The organism is Rhizobium sp. A37_96 (assembly GCF_053521765.1).
The window spans coordinates 169,683-186,251 of record NZ_JBNWDS010000004.1; the positions used below are offsets into that span (position 1 = coordinate 169,683).

19 protein-coding genes are annotated in these 16,569 nt (G+C 59.7%); 9 read left to right on the forward strand and 10 right to left on the reverse strand.

The window, feature by feature from the left end; translation table 11 throughout:
* Positions 1-233 precede the first annotated feature (233 nt).
* The 9 genes from ACQZ6J_RS14560 (at position 234) to ACQZ6J_RS14600 (ending at position 7,663) form a co-directional block, all read left to right on the forward strand.
* Entirely contained in the window at positions 234-1,352 is a 1,119-nt protein-coding gene (locus ACQZ6J_RS14560; RefSeq protein WP_449084706.1) for an ABC transporter ATP-binding protein, read from the forward strand.
* The gene (locus ACQZ6J_RS14565) at positions 1,349-2,254 is read left to right on the forward strand and encodes an ABC transporter permease (RefSeq protein ID WP_449084566.1); all 906 of its coding nucleotides are present in this window, start codon (positions 1,349-1,351) and stop codon (positions 2,252-2,254) included. The genes ACQZ6J_RS14560 and ACQZ6J_RS14565 overlap by 4 nt, the downstream gene beginning before the upstream one ends.
* A 49-nt stretch (positions 2,255-2,303) precedes the next feature.
* Complete coding sequence (locus ACQZ6J_RS14570) at positions 2,304-3,110, forward strand: ABC transporter permease (protein WP_449084707.1); 807 nt, start codon at positions 2,304-2,306, stop codon at positions 3,108-3,110.
* A 42-nt stretch (positions 3,111-3,152) separates the two neighbouring features.
* Positions 3,153-4,238, forward strand: a complete 1,086-nt coding sequence (locus ACQZ6J_RS14575; RefSeq protein ID WP_449084567.1) for an ABC transporter substrate-binding protein — start codon at positions 3,153-3,155, stop codon at positions 4,236-4,238.
* A 113-nt stretch (positions 4,239-4,351) separates the two neighbouring features.
* Positions 4,352-5,047, forward strand: coding sequence for a hypothetical protein (locus ACQZ6J_RS14580; RefSeq protein WP_077472028.1), 696 nt, complete (start codon positions 4,352-4,354; stop codon positions 5,045-5,047).
* The gene (locus ACQZ6J_RS14585) at positions 5,044-5,439 is read left to right on the forward strand and encodes a PIN-like domain-containing protein (RefSeq protein ID WP_077472029.1); all 396 of its coding nucleotides are present in this window, start codon (positions 5,044-5,046) and stop codon (positions 5,437-5,439) included. Before ACQZ6J_RS14580 ends, ACQZ6J_RS14585 begins: the two co-directional genes overlap by 4 nt.
* A 388-nt stretch (positions 5,440-5,827) precedes the next feature.
* On the forward strand, positions 5,828-6,676 hold the full coding sequence (locus ACQZ6J_RS14590; RefSeq protein ID WP_449084568.1) for a hypothetical protein: 849 nt from the start codon (positions 5,828-5,830) through the stop codon (positions 6,674-6,676).
* A 444-nt stretch (positions 6,677-7,120) separates the two neighbouring features.
* Positions 7,121-7,327 carry a dehydrogenase gene (locus tag ACQZ6J_RS14595; protein ID WP_449084569.1) on the forward strand — a complete coding sequence of 69 codons (207 nt, stop codon included), beginning with the start codon at positions 7,121-7,123 and terminating at the stop codon, positions 7,325-7,327.
* A gap of 9 nt (positions 7,328-7,336) precedes the next feature.
* On the forward strand, positions 7,337-7,663 hold the full coding sequence (locus ACQZ6J_RS14600; RefSeq protein ID WP_449084570.1) for a CopG family transcriptional regulator: 327 nt from the start codon (positions 7,337-7,339) through the stop codon (positions 7,661-7,663).
* 248 nt (positions 7,664-7,911) lie between these two features.
* Here ACQZ6J_RS14600 and ACQZ6J_RS14605 read toward each other — a convergent pair whose 3' ends face one another.
* The 10 genes from ACQZ6J_RS14605 to ACQZ6J_RS14650 are packed head-to-tail and all read right to left on the reverse strand — an operon-like array spanning position 7,912 to position 16,472.
* Entirely contained in the window at positions 7,912-8,130 is a 219-nt protein-coding gene (locus ACQZ6J_RS14605; RefSeq protein WP_449084571.1) for a DUF2274 domain-containing protein, read from the reverse strand.
* Between the two features lie 4 nt (positions 8,131-8,134).
* Entirely contained in the window at positions 8,135-9,298 is a 1,164-nt protein-coding gene (locus ACQZ6J_RS14610; protein WP_449084572.1) for a TrbI/VirB10 family protein, read from the reverse strand.
* On the reverse strand, positions 9,295-10,314 hold the full coding sequence (trbG, locus tag ACQZ6J_RS14615) for a P-type conjugative transfer protein TrbG (RefSeq protein WP_449084573.1): 1,020 nt from the start codon (positions 10,312-10,314) through the stop codon (positions 9,295-9,297). Before trbG ends, ACQZ6J_RS14610 begins: the two co-directional genes overlap by 4 nt.
* Positions 10,311-11,000 carry a conjugal transfer protein TrbF gene (gene trbF, locus ACQZ6J_RS14620; RefSeq protein WP_449084574.1) on the reverse strand — a complete coding sequence of 230 codons (690 nt, stop codon included), beginning with the start codon at positions 10,998-11,000 and terminating at the stop codon, positions 10,311-10,313. Before trbF ends, trbG begins: the two co-directional genes overlap by 4 nt.
* Positions 10,997-12,370 carry a P-type conjugative transfer protein TrbL gene (trbL, locus tag ACQZ6J_RS14625; RefSeq protein WP_449084575.1) on the reverse strand — a complete coding sequence of 458 codons (1,374 nt, stop codon included), beginning with the start codon at positions 12,368-12,370 and terminating at the stop codon, positions 10,997-10,999. Before trbL ends, trbF begins: the two co-directional genes overlap by 4 nt.
* A 3-nt stretch (positions 12,371-12,373) precedes the next feature.
* Positions 12,374-12,667, reverse strand: coding sequence for a putative entry exclusion protein TrbK-alt (gene trbK-alt, locus ACQZ6J_RS14630; protein ID WP_449084576.1), 294 nt, complete (start codon positions 12,665-12,667; stop codon positions 12,374-12,376).
* A gap of 11 nt (positions 12,668-12,678) precedes the next feature.
* Positions 12,679-13,431 (reverse strand): P-type conjugative transfer protein TrbJ, encoded by a 753-nt coding sequence (gene trbJ / locus ACQZ6J_RS14635; protein WP_449084577.1) that lies wholly within the window; start codon positions 13,429-13,431, stop codon positions 12,679-12,681.
* Entirely contained in the window at positions 13,428-15,884 is a 2,457-nt protein-coding gene (gene trbE / locus ACQZ6J_RS14640) for a conjugal transfer protein TrbE (RefSeq protein WP_449084578.1), read from the reverse strand. Before trbE ends, trbJ begins: the two co-directional genes overlap by 4 nt.
* Before the next feature lie 10 nt (positions 15,885-15,894).
* Complete coding sequence (locus tag ACQZ6J_RS14645) at positions 15,895-16,176, reverse strand: VirB3 family type IV secretion system protein (protein WP_077470700.1); 282 nt, start codon at positions 16,174-16,176, stop codon at positions 15,895-15,897.
* Positions 16,176-16,472, reverse strand: a complete 297-nt coding sequence (locus tag ACQZ6J_RS14650; RefSeq protein WP_449084708.1) for a TrbC/VirB2 family protein — start codon at positions 16,470-16,472, stop codon at positions 16,176-16,178. The genes ACQZ6J_RS14645 and ACQZ6J_RS14650 overlap by 1 nt, the downstream gene beginning before the upstream one ends.
* Positions 16,473-16,569 lie beyond the last annotated feature (97 nt).

Here is a 16,569-nt window from a genome sequence, read left to right on the forward strand (position 1 = left end):
CAGTGCTATTTTTTGATGCAACAAAAAGATTATGTGAAGTTTTCGCAAAGCGATTGTCACATCAAAATAGCTTTAGCAGCGCGCTTTGTGACTGTCACCGGGCTGCTGGTTCAATGAATTCTGTATTCGAGCGATCTGCGGGCTGCCTGAAATAGGCCAGCACCGCCTGCGAACGGCTAATGCCGAGCAACAAAAAATGGGGAATTCTCACTCAACTGAAGGAGGACAATGATTTGATTGGCCGAAGATTGATCCTTTCGGGGCTCCGAAAGCGCTACGGAGACGTTTGGGCTGTCCGAGACACAAACCTGGAAATCGAGCCAGGCGAATTCGTCTCGATTGTCGGTCCGTCCGGATCCGGCAAGACATCTTTACTGACCATGATTGCCGGCTTCGAGACGCCTACGGCGGGTGCGATCCGCATCGGCGATAAGGATGTCACCTCTCTGCCGCCCAACCGCCGTGACATCGGCATGGTCTTTCAGAAATACGCACTGTTTCCGCACCTGACGGTCGGGCAGAATATCGGGTTTCCGCTGAAGATGCGTCGAGCCCTGGCAGCTGCTCCGCTGAAGGCTCGAGTGGAAGAGATGCTTCAGCTCGTCCAGCTCTCCGACTATCGCGACCGCTATCCGAACCAGCTTTCGGGAGGTCAGCAGCAACGTGTCGCGGTCGCCCGCGCACTGGTTTCCGATCCGCCGGTCATTCTCATGGATGAACCGCTCGGCGCACTCGACAAGAAGCTGCGCGAGGCGATGCAATTCGAGCTCAAGCGTATCCAGCAACGACTTGGCGCAACGATCGTCTATGTCACACACGATCAGGATGAGGCTCTGGCGATGTCCGATCGTGTCGCGGTGATGAGGCAAGGCGAACTGCAGCAGATCGGCACGCCTGCTGAACTCTACGGGAAACCTGCGAACGCCTTCGTTGCTGACTTCATCGGCGTGATGAACTTTGTGCCTGGCATTTATCACGGATCCGAAGGCAGTGACCGTATCGTTCAGCTCGCGGAAGGCATCCGCTTGCGCGTGCCAACAGCCTATGATGATAGAGCGTTAGCCCTTGCCAGAACGGCAGCGGTCCATCTCGCCATCAGGCCCGAACACATTCGCCTCACGCCAATTGGCCAAAGCAGCGACAGCGCCGCTACCGGCGTGGTCGAAGCGTCAGTCTTCTTTGGCTCGACCCATGTCCTACTTGTCCGCCTGACAAGATTGCGTGACGTGGTCCTGCGAGTCGAGATGCCAGCTAGCAAGGCCACATCGTTCATCAATGGAACCAGCGTCGAGGTCACCTTCGATGATGCAAAGCTGCAGATTTTTCCGGTCAAGGAGGAGCTTGCAGCATGAGCTTTCCTGTTTCATTTTCAGCGGCTCAGCGTCAAGCGCTATCGGTCGGCTGGCTGCGGCCGCACTCCGCCCGGCACTATGCGATAGTGCCGTCATTGCTCTTGGTCGCCCCACTTTTGGCGATCTTGGCGATAGGCTTCCTCTATCCTCTGACCAAGCTAATTGCACTCAGCTTTAGCGGCGGCCCTTCGGCTACCTACGGGCGCTTTTTCACTGATCCTCTCTATGCGTCTGTTCTTGGCGACACCGTCGGGATAGCGGTTGCCGTCACCTTGAGCTGCGTTGCCGCGGCCTATCCCGTCGCACTTGTCATGGCCCGCCTCAAAGGGAGGCTGGCGCTGGTGATTGCGGCATGCGTTTTTATCCCATTGTGGACCTCCGTGCTAATCCGCTCCTATGGTTGGATCGTGCTGCTCCAGCGCCGAGGGATCGTAAATTCCTTGCTGATGTCAATGAACTTGACGGAAGAGCCGCTCAAACTCCTCTACACGCAAGGCGCTGTCGTGCTCGCAATGACGCATGTGTTGCTGCCCTTCGCCATCCTGCCGATCTTTTCCACTTTGCGGCTACTCCCCGACGACTACGTCAGGGCGGCCCGCAATCTCGGAGCGGGACCGATCCGAGCCTTTCTCTACGTGACCTTGCCGCTAAGCCTTCCGGGCGTCTTTGCCGGAGCGACCATGTGTTTCGTGCTTGCCCTTGGATTTTACATCACACCGGCGCTGGTGGGAGGCCCGGGATCGATGCTGATGGCAAACCTGATTGGCCAGCAAACCACCGTCCTGCTTGATTGGCCGTTCGCCGCAGCCCTATCGACGGTTCTTCTCGTCATGACGATCGTTTTCATCGTCGTGTTTCGCAAGGCGCTTTCGCGCAGCAAAGGATTCAGCGGTGTATATTGACCAATCTTCCGCCTTGCCGCCGCACGTTTCTACGACCGGAAGGCTGAGAATCGCATCCCTGCATCCTCTCGGTAGAGCAGCTGCGGTGCTAGGCGCTGGCGTTCTCGTGGGAAGCATTCTGTTCTTCCTCATCCTGCCGACGCTGCTCATCATCCCGATGTCTCTCAGTCAGACCGATTACATTCAGTTCCCGCCGCAAGGGCTAACCTTGCGCTGGTATCAGGCCTATTTCAGCGACCCGGATTGGATGGCCGCGACCTGGTTCAGCATCAGGATTGCGATCGCGACCACCATCGGCGCCACAATCATCGGCACAATGGCATCACTCGCGATCGTCCGGGGCGCCCTGCCCTTCAAGAATGCGCTGCAGATCTTTGCGGTTGCACCGATGATCGTTCCGCACATCGTTTTTGGCGTCGCTCTCTATCTGGTGTTCTCTCCGCTGCAACTCACCGGCAGCTTCATCGGCTTTCTGATCGCACATACCGTGCTCGCCATTCCCTATGTCGTCATCACCGTCACGGCATCGCTCCAGCGAATCGACCCTATGCTGGAACTCGCGGGTTTGAGCTGTGGCGCCAACCGTCTGCAGACATTCTTTCGAATTATTCTGCCGAATATTGCGCCCGGCATCGCCTCCGCGGCCGTCTTCGCGTTCATCGCATCATTCGACGAAGCGACGGTCGCCTTTTTCATCTCGGAGACTGGCGGAAAATCGATCGGACGGAAAATGTTCGAGGACATTGACTTCAATCTCACACCGGTGATTGCCGCAGCATCCGCAGTTCTCGTCGCCGTCTCCCTGCTTTTGATGGGAACGGCACACTTGTTGACCGCCCGCAAAACCGGGCGATGACGTCAAGCCTACCTAAATTCAAACAAAGAGGCGGAGCATTCCATGTCATCCAAAAGCCATCCAACCCGCAAACTCCAACCCCAGCAACTGGCCTGTGTTGCCGCCAGTCTCCTTTGGCTTCTTGTGCCTCCACAATCGGCAATGGCCACAGAACAGGTCATCATCGCTTCAACCGGCGGCGCATATGACCGCGCGCTCAAAGAGGCATGGTTCGACCCATTCACCAAGGCGACCGGTATCGAAGTTGTGACGGTTGTTGCCACCAACGCTGAAATGCGTGCCAAGGCCAGCGCGATGGTGAAAACAGGTAATGTCACCTGGGATCTTTATCTCGATGGCGAGATCCAGGCAGCTTCCGAGGCGCATCGCAAGGTCACCGAGGACCTCACCGAATTCTGCCGCCAATTCATCGACCGCAAGGATCTTGGGCCGCATGCCTGTACGGCCGGCGGCGCTCTTCTTCAGTCGACGGCCACACTCCTTGCCTATCGGCTTGGTAAGGCCGGTGATGCCGTCCCGGAAACTTGGGCGGACATGTGGGATACGAAGAAATTTCCGGGTGGCCGCGCATTTCCCAATTTTGACGATCCCTGGCGGGTGATGGCGGCGGCACTCCTGGCCGACGGTGTGAGCCGGGATAAGCTCTTCCCCCTCGATGTCGATCGCGCGCTAAACAAGCTCGATGAGATTCGTCCGGCAGTCTCCATCTGGTGGAAGACTGGTGACCAGAGTGTGCAGGGTTTTCGTAACGGGGATTATTCGCTCGGGCAGATCTGGTTGACACGGGCAAAGGCAATGCAAAACGAAGGCTTGCCTATTGGCTGGTCCTACAAAGCGTCTTTTCTTGTCGGCGATCGCGTCGCTCTGATCAAAGGCGCTCCACATCGTGACAATGCGCTGAAGTTGATGGCTTTCTGGCTCAATTCACCGCAGGCGCAGGCGAAGGCTTGCGCGATACTATCCTGCACACCGCCAAGCAGCGAGGCGGCCGCACTGATCCCCGAGGACGTTCGAAAGTCTATGCCAAGCGCTGAAGATGTTCGCGATAGCATCGTCGTACCAGACGCAGACTGGATCAATGCCAATACCGCCATATTGCTTCAACGCTGGAATAACTGGGTTCGATGAAGGAACAATTTTTCGTTGTCATACGATAATCGCCATAAGGAAAATAAATTCTTTGACGAGATGATCGGCAAGCGGATAATGCCGGCGAATTCAAGCGGGGATGGCAAATCACAATGAGTGGCAGCGAGAAGCCTATTCCATTCGGTATTGGCTATTATTCCGCCAGCGATGCCGCACGCCTCTTGAATATTCCCGTGCGGAACGTCCGCAGATGGCTTGGCGGGTACGACTACACACACCAGGGCGAAACGCTGCACGTCGATCCCCTGTGGCAAAGCCAGTTGCCGCAGGCTGACGGGCATATCGAACTTGGTTTTCGTGACCTCATCGAACTGCGGTTTGTCGGCGCCTTCATCGACGCCGGCCTCGGCCTGAAAACAATCAGGCATTGCCTCGTCTATGCAAGAGAATGCGTCAACGATGACAGGCCTTTTTCAACGCGACGCTTTCAGACGGATGGAAAGACGATCTTTCTGGAAAGCGTCAATACGTCCGGCGACGAAAATCTTCTGGATTTGAAGAAGAAGCAATACACGATCAAGACCATCATCGAGCGGACGTTCAAAGATCTGGACATCGATAATGACGCCGTAAGTCGCTGGCGTCCGTTTAAGGGGAAGGCGACTATCATCGTTGACCCTGAGCTTGTGTTTGGCCAGCCGACAACCGCTGTCTACAATGTACCCACAATTGCGCTGGCACAGGCGGTCAAGGCGGAAGGATCCGAGCGGGCGGTCGCAAAACTCTATGAGATCCCCATAGCAGTCGTTAGAGACGCCGTAGCCTTTGAGGAATCACTGGCAGCGTGAAGGTCCTCTTCGATCACAACCTTTCTCCCCGATTGGCAAGGAGCCTTCAGGCTCTGATGGGAGACGACCACGAGATCGTAGCGCTGAGAGATAAGTTTCCACCGAATATAAAAGATGTCGATCTCATTGCCGAATTGTCAAAGCAGGGCGGATGGATTTTCATATCGGGCGATCGTCGGATCACCAGAAACCGCGCTGAGAAGGCGGCTTTTCAAAGCTCGAAACTCGTGGGCATGTTTCTGTCGCAGGGGCTGTACAAATCCAGTGTGTTGAAACAGGCAGAGCGACTTATTGCATTGTGGCCGGCCATTGGCACAGTTGCGGGAAACGTGTCAGGCGGTGCAATGTTCGAACTTCCAATGAAATCCTCAAAGCTGTCCCCACTCAAATAACTTGGCCCATCACCGCTGCCTGGAAATGTTGGTGAAGCGGGGACCTTTATCTTGTCTCTGGAAGGCATCGCCCTCGCGTCTGATAGCGATCCTCGAGTGCGGTAAATAATAAATCAAGCCGGGACACTAGAAATCCAGCCGCTGTAACTTTGAGGCGAAATCTCTTTATCGACATTCGCTCGCTATTTGGTAATGATCCGCGGAGTAGAGGGTCCGTGTCGTGTCTTTTAGTCGGGTATTCTTGGTAGGAATTGTCTTTCTCTTATGGGCTATCAATGTCCGAGCGGAAGACAACGTCGCACCGTTTTCCATATCGCCTGTTTGGCCGCTAGCAATACGCTTGGATGGGCCAATCGATTCTCGGTCTGCTCTGTCTTTTAGAAGGATGTTGGCGGCCAACCCGAATGTGAAAATCCTGGTGCTGAATAGCCCGGGCGGTGATGTTCAGAACGGCTTGCTTATTGCTGATGACGTCTACACGAAAGGCATGAGCACTGTCATACCTTCGGATTCCGTCTGTGCGTCGGCCTGTGCCTACGTTTTCTTTGCCGGCAGAAATCGAATTGTTCAGGGCCGGCTCGGCGTACATCAGATCAGCGGCAATGTCGGCCTGGGCGACGCGCAGCTGAATATCTCCGATATCCTCGACACGTTGAACAAGTACGGCGTCGATGCCCGTATTTTTCCGATTATGTTTCGGACATTGTCTGATGACATCCATTTCTTCAGCGCAGACGAAATCAAACAGTTCGGGATAGAGCATCTCTCGCCCGATGCAGCAGGCAGCCAGATTTCGTCTGTACCGTCCTCTACCCCGACAATTCAATCAGCGCCTGCTTCGGTCAACGCGATGAGGCAAGAAGAGACGACGGCCAGAAACTTTGTCTCTGAATTGGTGAATTCCGGAAGCTTGCCGGCCAATCAGGCGGTCGCGTTCGCTTCCAGTGTTTATGCGGGTGAAGTCAACTTTTATGGCAAGCAAAAGAGATTGAGCGAGATACTCGATGACAAGGCCAAGTTTTTTGAGCGGTGGCCGAATAGAGTGTATCGGCTGAGACCGGAAAGCGTTGTGGTCTCCTGCGGCGGAGACCTTTGCCGGGTGACTGGCGATTTCGATTGGTATGTCAGCAGCCCACAACGCGCAAAGAGCCTCAACGGCACGGCGTCATTCTTCTACTCCCTGAGCATGAATGGTCGGATTCAAGTGGTTGCCGAAGACGGCAAAGCTCGAAAATGAAGAACCGATTTCGTTTTGGGTAGCGCGCGGGCCATATGCGCGCAAAGCCTGCTCTTACTCGGTCAAGATCGCTGATAGATTATCAGATGCATTGATCGAGTTTCTTGGCCATCCCTCAAACCTTGATAGAAAAGTCGCGACCACGGCCTTCTGGAAGTTGGAGATTGGAGAGATTTCGTTCTCGCAAGCCGGCTCGGCCACGCGGAGCCGTCATTTCCCATTGAGTATTCGGTCTGACAATCGCTCGGCCTCTAACACGATCTCCTGTCATGTCCCGTTTGCGAAAATGGAAAACCTTCTCAGCGCTACCAAGATCACATGAGCTTGACTCTCTCCCAGATGAGAACATAACAAGAACAAACGCAAGCTGCGCCCCGGCCTGAGTTTACCTATAACTTGATGATGACAACCGCCACGTTCCGGCGGAATGGAGACGTGCGTCCAATGAATGCTGAAGCCACCACATTGACCTCAGAACCGGAGCTCGATCCGATTGAAGTGATCCTTGACGCACATGGTGGCGATGCGAGGGCGGCCATCACCGACCTCGTGCAACGAATTCAGCACCTCAGATATCAGCTTACGCTCACCTCTGCTGTGATGAGCAAAGGCATGGTGCGTGGTTGGGAACCAAGTCTTGACCAGACCTGAAGGAGTGGAATGATGGGCAATACCATCTTTCAAAACGGAGACACACGCATGCCAAGGGATATGGCAGGTCAGCTTGATCATACAGCAGACCGCATTGGCGATGCATCGCGTGCCGATCTGCAAGTCATGCTGCGACGCGCGGCGCTCATGATCCGGAATGCCGCACCGATTGGCCTGGATGTCGAAACTGAAGAGGCCTTGCTCTCCATTGCCCAGGAGCTCGGGATGACGAGAAACGACATGATCCGCTACATCGTCAAGGAATGGCTGGAGACCAACGCATATCTGCCAGTGCGGGAACTAGATGAAGATGGAGACGTTGATTGGCATGCGTAAGGTCTGCAGCAGAATCGACGGGGTCAGGGCGATGCGGGAAGATCAAAACCGTAACTGATTTTTTTCACGTCCTCGCCGAAACGTGCCTGTCTACGGATGACCAACCCCGATGGGTTTGCAAGAAGGGCAATTTCTACCACCTGGGTATATATTTTCGCGTAAAATGAAACCGGCCGGTGGCATCGCGAGCCGAATCGCCGGCGGCAAATGAAGTGGCACTTCTTGTCCACCTCCAAAGGCATCGGCGATCATTGCGAACGCCGCGCCTTGGCAAAACCCCGATCCGTTGCCATGAACCGCTGCAACATCGGCACGATCAGCCGAATCGGATCCCCAATCGGATTTACCTGCTCGCTGCCGAGCAAATCGGCATACGCAACCAGATCCCGATATAGCGATCCGGGTAGCTCAATGCTCACCTTGACGGGTTTATTGTCAATGAACGGTCCGAGTTTTAATTTGGCCATTGGTTTAACCTCTATAGGGCTCCATCACGAGATCACGGGTGACGACAATCCGGACCGGAAATCCGGGCCTGATGGTCAGGGTGGGCGCGATCTGCAATTGGCGGCGGATGATCTGTTGTCCGGCGTCATTGATCGTATCCTGGCCGCCGTTGCGGATGGCCTGGATCAGCCGGTCCTCGTCGTCCATGGCGAGTTCTGCACCAACCGAGAGCAGCGTCGAAAGACCGGCTGCCTTCGCCAGCTCCCACCAGTGGTAGTCGACACCGTCCTCGAGACCGGCATAGCCCTGTGTATCGGCGCCAGGCTGTCGTTCGAGGACGATGGATCGTCCATTCGGGAGTATCAGCCGGTTCCAGACGAGAAGGACACGCCTCTGCCCGAAGCCGACATTGTTGTCATATTGGCCGATGATGCGGGTTCCTTGCGGAACGAGCAGGATACGGCCGGTCGGGCTGTCGTAGATGTTCTCGGTGACCTGGGCGATGATCTGGCCGGGGAGATCGGAGCGAATGCCGGTGATAAGCGCTCCGGATATCACCGAACCGGCCTGCAGCACATAGGGCGACGCCGGCGGCATCACGCGATCGGCTGCAACGGTGCGGCGATCGACGGCGGCGTTGAGGAAGGCGGCCTGCCGATCCTGTGCCGTGGGAGCTCCGGCCTGATCGAGACCGGCAAGATTCGGCGTCGTATTCGCGTTGGGCGTTATCGCGCTTGCCGTCGTCCGTGTTTCTGTCTGGAAGAACACGCGGCTGGTTCGGGCAGCTTCCGCCTCGGCGAGGCGTCGTTGCTCGGCCGGATCGACACCCGGCGTTGTCGGCACAACGACAGGCTGGCCACGATCCTGCGCACTGAGGATCGGACGGCCGAGATCGCCGGGCAGAGCCGGCCCCAGGATCGGGCCGGTATAGTCCCGCGGCAAGCCTGCCAGACCGTCGGCAGTGGTTCGGTTCTCGGTCGAATAAAGCTCTTCGCCACCATTGCCGCGATCTCGGGTCTGAAGCGCATAGATCAATGCGCCACCGATGCCGAGCGACGCGACCAGGCCAAGTCCGGCGAGCACCTTGCGCGATAGCCGGGTGACGCGCGGCGGTTCTGCCCGCAAGCGCATGGAAGGAACAGGACCGGGGGCCTGGGTTGCATCTTCGCGGTTGTCGGCCTCGCTCATGACGACCGCCCTCCTTCCCTGGTTTGGACTGTCGGCGCCTGCACGACTCCGCTTGTTCGGACGATCCTCACAGTCTGCTGATGCTTGCCGCTGCCCAGGCGCAATTCCGCCGCACCGAAGAGGCGATCGACGATCAGAATGTTCCGATAGATACGGGTATTGGCGATCTGCGCCTCGCCTTCCGGACCGATGACGAAGAGCGGCGGAAATTCCCCCTGTACGATGCCGCGCGGAAATTCGACATAGACCTTGCGGCCATCGTCATAGACGGAGACCGGCCGCCAGGGCGGCGTGTCGCCGGTGAGGCCGTAGCGGTAATTTCGCGCCGCTATCGTCGGAATAGCCGGTGTGTCAGGAATGGACTGCCGCGAGCCCGGCATCTGCGGGTAAGACCATGAAACCGAAGGCATATAGGGTTTCTCACCGGAGCGTAATTCGATCAGATAGGTACGACGATCGGTGGAAATCACCAGGTTGGTGGTGATGTCGGGACGTGAGGGTTTCACCAGCACATGCACGCGCCGCGAGGTGCCGCTGCCGCCCTCGGTATCGCCGATAATCCAGCGCGTGGTGTCGCCGGCGGCGATCGGCCCGGCTCCGGTCAGGCTTTCGCCGGGTTCGAGCGCGATGTCGGTGATCTGGCCGGGTGCGGCATAGACCTGATAAAGGGCGCCTTCGCTCCAGGGATAGATCTGGATGGCGTTGTAGTAGCCCTCCCGGCGCGGCTCGACACGGGCCGCGTCATTGGCATTCTGAATCCGCCCGGTCGGGGTGGTTGCCGTGGCTCCTCCGCGCGCCGGCGTCCAGCCAGGCGGAATGTGCAGCGGCTTCGGACGGTCATCGGTCAGCACGGCAGGAACGGCCGGCAGTGCCGGCACATCGGCATCGTAGCGAATCTGTGGCGGCTTTTGCGGTGTAGCGCAACCGGCTAGTGCGGCGGCGGACAAGAGCACGACAGCAAATGCGGGTTTGTGGAAAGACGGGTTTCCGATTTTGCGGATCGGCGACTTGTTCATTCTCCCATCTCCCTCGACCACGAAATCGCGTTGACGTAGATGCCGAGGGGATTGGACTTGAGCCGCTCGGCATCGCGGGGCATCTGGATCACAATGGTGAGGATCGCGGTCCAGCGCTCGGTGGTGGAAAGCTGGCCGTTCTCGTAGCGGCGCTCGACCCAGGCGACACGGAAGCTGTCGGGCGACGCGCGAATGACGCTCGACACCTCGACGGCGACCTGTTGCTTGCCGACCTTGGTGAACGGGTCGTTAGACCGCGCATAGTCGTTCAGCGCCGTCGCGCCGCGATCCGTCGTCCAGTCATAGGCGCGGAGCCAGTTCTGTCGGACGATGATGGGATCGGCGGGAATGCTCCTGACCTGCTCGATGAATCTCGCCAGATGCCATGCGACCTGCGGATCGGTGGGACGATAGCCGGCCGTGGCAGCGGCGACGGTCTGGGCTTGGCCGAGCTTGTCGACCTGTACGACCCACGGCACGACGGTCCCACGTGTGGACTGCCAGACGAGTGCTGCGGCAAAGCCTGCCGACAGGATCAGGCTTCCGAACGCCATGAACCTCCAGTTCCTCGCCTGCACGCGGGCCGAGCCGATACGCTCGTCCCAAACCTGTGCGGCCTTCTGATAAGGTGTTTCGGGTTGCGGCGTCTTGCCGTAGTGGGCTGCCGGTCGTTTGAACAAGCTCATGAGCGGTCACTTTCGGAGAGATTGACGGAAGAGCCGCCGCCATGGCTGTCGCCAGATCGGACGGCATGAGCGGCGGCGGAAACGCCGTGGCTGACGTGCTGGCTGCGTTTCATGCGTTTGGCCCAATCGGGAGGGCCGTCGCGCGAAGCCGCCGGGTTGGCGGCAAAGGAATCATCATTGGCGGCATCGGCACCGCCGACGGTGCCAAGCGTGGAAGAGCCGCCGGTCGCGCTGAAGCCGCCTTTCACACCTTCGGAAAAATTCGATTTGACGCTTTCGGCCGATCGCCTGGCTGCGCGCTTGAGCGGCGAGACGGCAGCGGAGCCTGCGCCGCGCGCGACACCGCCGAGACCGGACGCCACGCCCGAAGCGCCGGTCTGTCCTATCGATCCGAGATGATAGGCGGCCGATGCGGCACCCGCCGCCGCGGCTCCACCCCGAACAGCCACCGCGCCACCGGACAATGCCGCGGCGCCACCCCGCAAGGCCAGACCGGCCGCGCCGCCTGCGGCAAGCGCTGCGCCACCAACGGCAAGGCCGGTGCCGACGGCAGCACCCGCGCCGAGCTGCGGGCCTCCGGAAACGAGGCCGTTGGCGATGCCAGGACCGAATATCCCGAGGCCCAGCAATGAAAGCGCGGCCAGCACGACGGCCATGGCATCGTCGATCGTCGGTGTGGCGCCGCCGAAACCGGCAGTAAACTGGCTGAACAGGGTGGAGCCGATGCCGATGATGACGGCGAGCACCAAGACCTTAATGCCGGAAGAGACGACATTGCCAAGAACCCTTTCGGCCATGAAGGCCGTCTTTCCGAACAGTCCGAACGGAATGAGGACGAACCCGGCCAAGGTCGTCAGCTTGAATTCGATCAGCGTGACGAACAGCTGGATGGCCAGAATGAAGAACGCCAGCAGGACGAGCGCCCAGGCGAACAGCAGGCATGCGATCTGAATGAAATTCTCGAAGAATGCGACCCATCCCATGAGATCGGAAATGGATTCAAGCAGAGGCCGCGCCGCATCGAGGCCGACCTGCGCCACCCGTCCGGGGCGAAGGAGGTCCGCCGTCGAAAAACCGGTGCCCGACCCTTTGAGACCGAGGCCGGCAAAACTCTCGAAGATGATGCGGGCAAGCTTGTTCCAGTTCGAGATCAGGTAGGCGAAGACGCCCACGAACAGAGTCTTCTTCACCAGACGAGCGATGATGTCGTCGTCGGCGCCCCAGCTCCAGAACAGGGCGGCGAGTGTCACGTCAATGACGATCAGCGTCGTGGCGATGAAGGCGACCTCGCCGCCGAGAAGACCGAAACCACTGTCGATATAGGAGGTGAAGACCCCGAGGAAATTGTCGATGACGCCGCTGCCGCCCATGATTCACTGCCCTTCGACGATCTGTGGGGCGGCCGGCGCGGAAGCCCTGCCAAGGAAGCGGTCGCGGGTTTCCGACCAGATGCGCAGGCATTCGGCATCGCTCGTGGCAGCCTGCCCAAGCTGCTGGCACCGGCGCTGGCCGAGCCGGAGGGGATCCGCTGGCGATGCGACGGCGGCTGTCGATCGTGTCCATCGCGCGGGAGCCTCTCTCTTTCTGATCATCTCGGTCGCCGTCGCAGTGATCGCGACGGCGACAAAGACGACGGCGCCCAGGCGGGCCAGCATCTTGCCGTCCATGGCCCGCGCCCTCAGTTGAACATCTTGGCGCTGCCGGCCCGATAGCCGGAGCCTGGCGTCAGGAAGCGCTGGCGCTGCACGCGCCCCTGTTCGGCCGCGGCCGCGCGTTCGGCCTCGGTGAGCGCGGTGGACCGGCCATTGGCGGCAAGCAATGCGGTGAGGTCGGAAAGCTGCTGAGACTGAAGGGCAAGAAGCTGGTTGCCTGCCTGCGCGGCCTGAAGCGCGCCGGTCGCGCCCTGGCTCTGACCGACCAGTTGCGACATCTCGGTGCGGTTGGTGTCGATATTGCCGACGACGGTGGCCTGCACGCGCATGGCGTCCTGAAGGCCGCCGACGCTGTTCTTCCAGCGCTCCTTTGCATCGGCGACGAGCTGCACGTCGGTGGCCGAAAGCGAGACATTGGCGTATTTCGACTGAAACGCCTGATCGATCTGGCCGACGTCGAACGCGATGTTCTGCGCCTGGGACAGAAGCTGCTGCGTGCGGCTCACCGATTGCTGGATCTGCTGAAGGGACGAGTACGGCAGGCTGGCAAGATTGCGTGCCTGGTTGATCAGCATCTGCGCTTCGTTTTGCAGGCTGGTGATCTGGTTGTTGATCTGCTCCAGGGCGCGCGCGGCGGACAGAAGATTCTGCGAATAGTTCGTCGGGTCGTAGACGATCCAGGCGGCGGACGCCGGCGGCGCCAACACCAGCGAAGCCGGTACTGAGAGAGTAAGAATGGATGCGGCAAGCAGTGCCGTGCGGCAATGGCGAGTCTTCATGATTTTGCCTCCTTGTCGGGCTGGGGGATGAGATTGGCGAGGTCGGGAATGAGGTCGGCGGCCCAATCGACGCCGCGCAGGCGCAGCCAGGCGGCAAGGAAGCCGTCTCGGCCGTGCTCGGCGAAGACGCGGGCGATGGCGGACTGGTCGGATTTCGAGGAGGCGGCCGTCAGCGCCAGTCCCACTTCGGACAGGCCCAGATCGAACAGGCGGTTCCCCCTCCGGCTTTGGCAGTAGTAGTCCTTTTTCGGCGTAGCCCGCGCGAGGATCTCGATCTGGCGCGCGTTCAACCCAAATCGCTGATAGATCGCGGTGATCTCCGGTTCGACAGCGCGCTCATTCGGAAGAAGCAGCCGCGTCGGGCAACTTTCGATGATCGCCGGGGCGATCGCCGAATTGTCGATGTCGGACAGCGACTGTGTGGCGAAGATGACTGATGCGTTCTTCTTGCGCAGGGTTTTCAACCATTCCCGCAACTGCCCGGAAAAGGCTTCATCATCGAGCGCCAGCCAGCCCTCATCGATGATGAGCAAGGTGGGCGAGCCATCTAGCCGGTCGCCGATGCGGTGGAACAGATAGGACAGGACGGCCGGAGCGGCGCCGGTGCCGACCAGCCCCTCGATCTCGAAGGCCTGCACCGGCGCGCTGCCGAGGTGCTCGGTTTCGGCATCGAGCAGCCGGCCATAAGGACCGCCGACGCAATACGGCCTGAGCGCCTGCTTCAGGTCGTTCGATTGCAGCAGCACCGTCAGGCCGGTGATGGTGCGTTCCTCGACCGGCGCGGAAGCGAGAGAGGTCAGCGCCGTCCAGATATGCTCCTTGACATCAGGCGTGATCGCAATGCTCTCGCGCGTCAGGATGGCGACGACCCAGTCGGCCGCCCAGGCACGTTCGGGCACGTCATGGATGCGCGAAAGCGGCTGGAGCGAAACGGAAAATGCATCGCCTTCGGTCAGATCCCCGCCCAGATCATGCCAGTCTCCACCCATGGCGAGGGCCGCGGCCCGGATCGAGCCTCCGAAATCGAAGGCGAAGACCTGGGCCTGGGCGTAGCGGCGGAACTGAAGCGCCATACAGGCGAGCAACACGCTCTTGCCCGAGCCGGTCGGCCCGACGACGAGCGTATGCCCGACATCGCCGACGTGAATGGATAGCCGGAACGGGGTGCTTCCCTCGGTCTTGCCAAAGAGCAAGGGGGCGCTACCCAGGTAGTCATCCCGTTCCGGCCCAGCCCACACGGCACTGAGGGGAATCATGTGGGCGAGATTGAGCGTCGAGATCGGAGGCTGGCGCACGTTGGCGTAGACATGCCCCGGCAGCGAACCAAGCCAGGCATCGACGGCATTGATGGATTCCGGCATCGCCGTGAAGTCGCGACCCTGGACAACTTTTTCGACAAGCCGGAGCTTTTCGTCGGCAAGGCGGGGATCGGCGTCCCATACGGCGATGGTCGCCGTGACATAGGCCATGCCGGCATAGTCGGCGCCGAGTTCCTGAAGCGCGATGTCCGCATCGGTCGCCTTGTTAGCGGCATCGGTATCGACCAGGACCGAAGCCTCGTTGGTCATCACTTCTTTCAAAATGGCGGCGATCGACTTGCGTTTCGCAAACCACTGGCGGCGGATGCGGGTGAGCAGCCTGATGGCGTCTGTCTTGTCCAGCAGGATCGCGCGCGTCGACCAGCGATAGGGAAAGGCGAGCCTGTTCAGTTCGTCGAGAATTCCGGGCGTGGTCGCGGTCGGGAAACCGACGATAGTGAGGATGCGCAGATGAGCGTCGCCAAGGCGCGGCTCCAGCCCGCCGGTCAGAGATTGATCGGCCAGGAGGGCATCGAGATACATCGGCGTTTCTGGAACGCGAACGTGATGACGGTTGGTGGAAACGGTCGAGTGCAGGTAGGTCAGCGTCTCACTATCGTCGAGCCAGTGGCATTCCGGCATGAAACCGTCGAGCAGTGCCAGCACGCGATCGGTGCGATCGACGAAGCCGCGCAGGATCTCGTTGGGATCAACGCCGGATCGCTCGCGCCCCTCATAGAGCAAGGTCTCGGCGCGAGCCGCATCTTCGGCGGGCGAGAGATAGGTGAAGGTGAGGAAGTAGCGGGAAATGAAATGGCTGCCTTGCTCCTCGAAATCGGCCTTGCGCTCGGCGTCGAGCAGAGCCGAGGCCGGATCGGGAAAGCGGTCGTCGGGATAGGTCGCGGCCTCCTGGCGCTGTGCTTCCACGAAGATCGCCCAGCCGGAGCCGAGACGCCGGAAGGCATTGTTCAGCCGGGCGGCGACGGCGACCAGTTCGGCAGCAACAGAGGATTCCAGATCGGGACCACGAAACTGGGCGGCCCTTTGCAGCGATCCGTCCTTGTTCAGAACGACGCCGTCGCCAATAAGCGCGGCCCAGGGCAGGAAATCCGCGAGGCGGCCGGCAGTGCGGCGGTATTCGGCAAGGTTCATCATGGCCGCGCCCTCACACCGACAGATGTCCGGGGATACGAAGGTGACGACGACCGACTTCCACGAAAAGCGGATCGCGTTTCGCCGCCCAGACCGCCGCGAAATGCCCGATCGCCCAGATGGCGAGGCCGACCAGCCAGAGGCGCAGACCGAGACCCACGGCCCCGGCGAGCGTTCCGTTCATGATGGCTATGCTTCTCGGAGCGCCACCGAGCAGGATTTGCTCGGTGAGCGCCCGGTGAACGGCGACGGTGAAGCCCGGCACCTCGCTGACGTGTTCCAGAACGCCCGCCATCAGACGAGCGCTCCGCCGCCGAACGAGAAGAAGCTGAGGAAGAAGGAACTGGCAGCGAAGGCGATCGACAAGCCGAAGACGATCTGGATCAGCCTCCTGAAGCCGCCGCTCGTATCGCCAAAAGCCAAGGCAAGGCCGGTCGCAATGATGATGATGACGGCCACGATCTTGGCGACCGGCCCTTCGATGGATTCGAGGATCGACTGAAGCGGCGCCTCCCACGGCATGGAGGACCCGGAAGCATGAGCCGGCGCAGCCGCCATCACCATGATCGTGGCGAGGGTCACCAGGCTCATGAGGTGGCGACGCAAGCCGCGCAGAAACGGCATGCAAGCGCTCGCCTGAAGCGGCACCCTGGAGGGGATGATTGGCGGGCTGAAGAGCTGCCGCAGA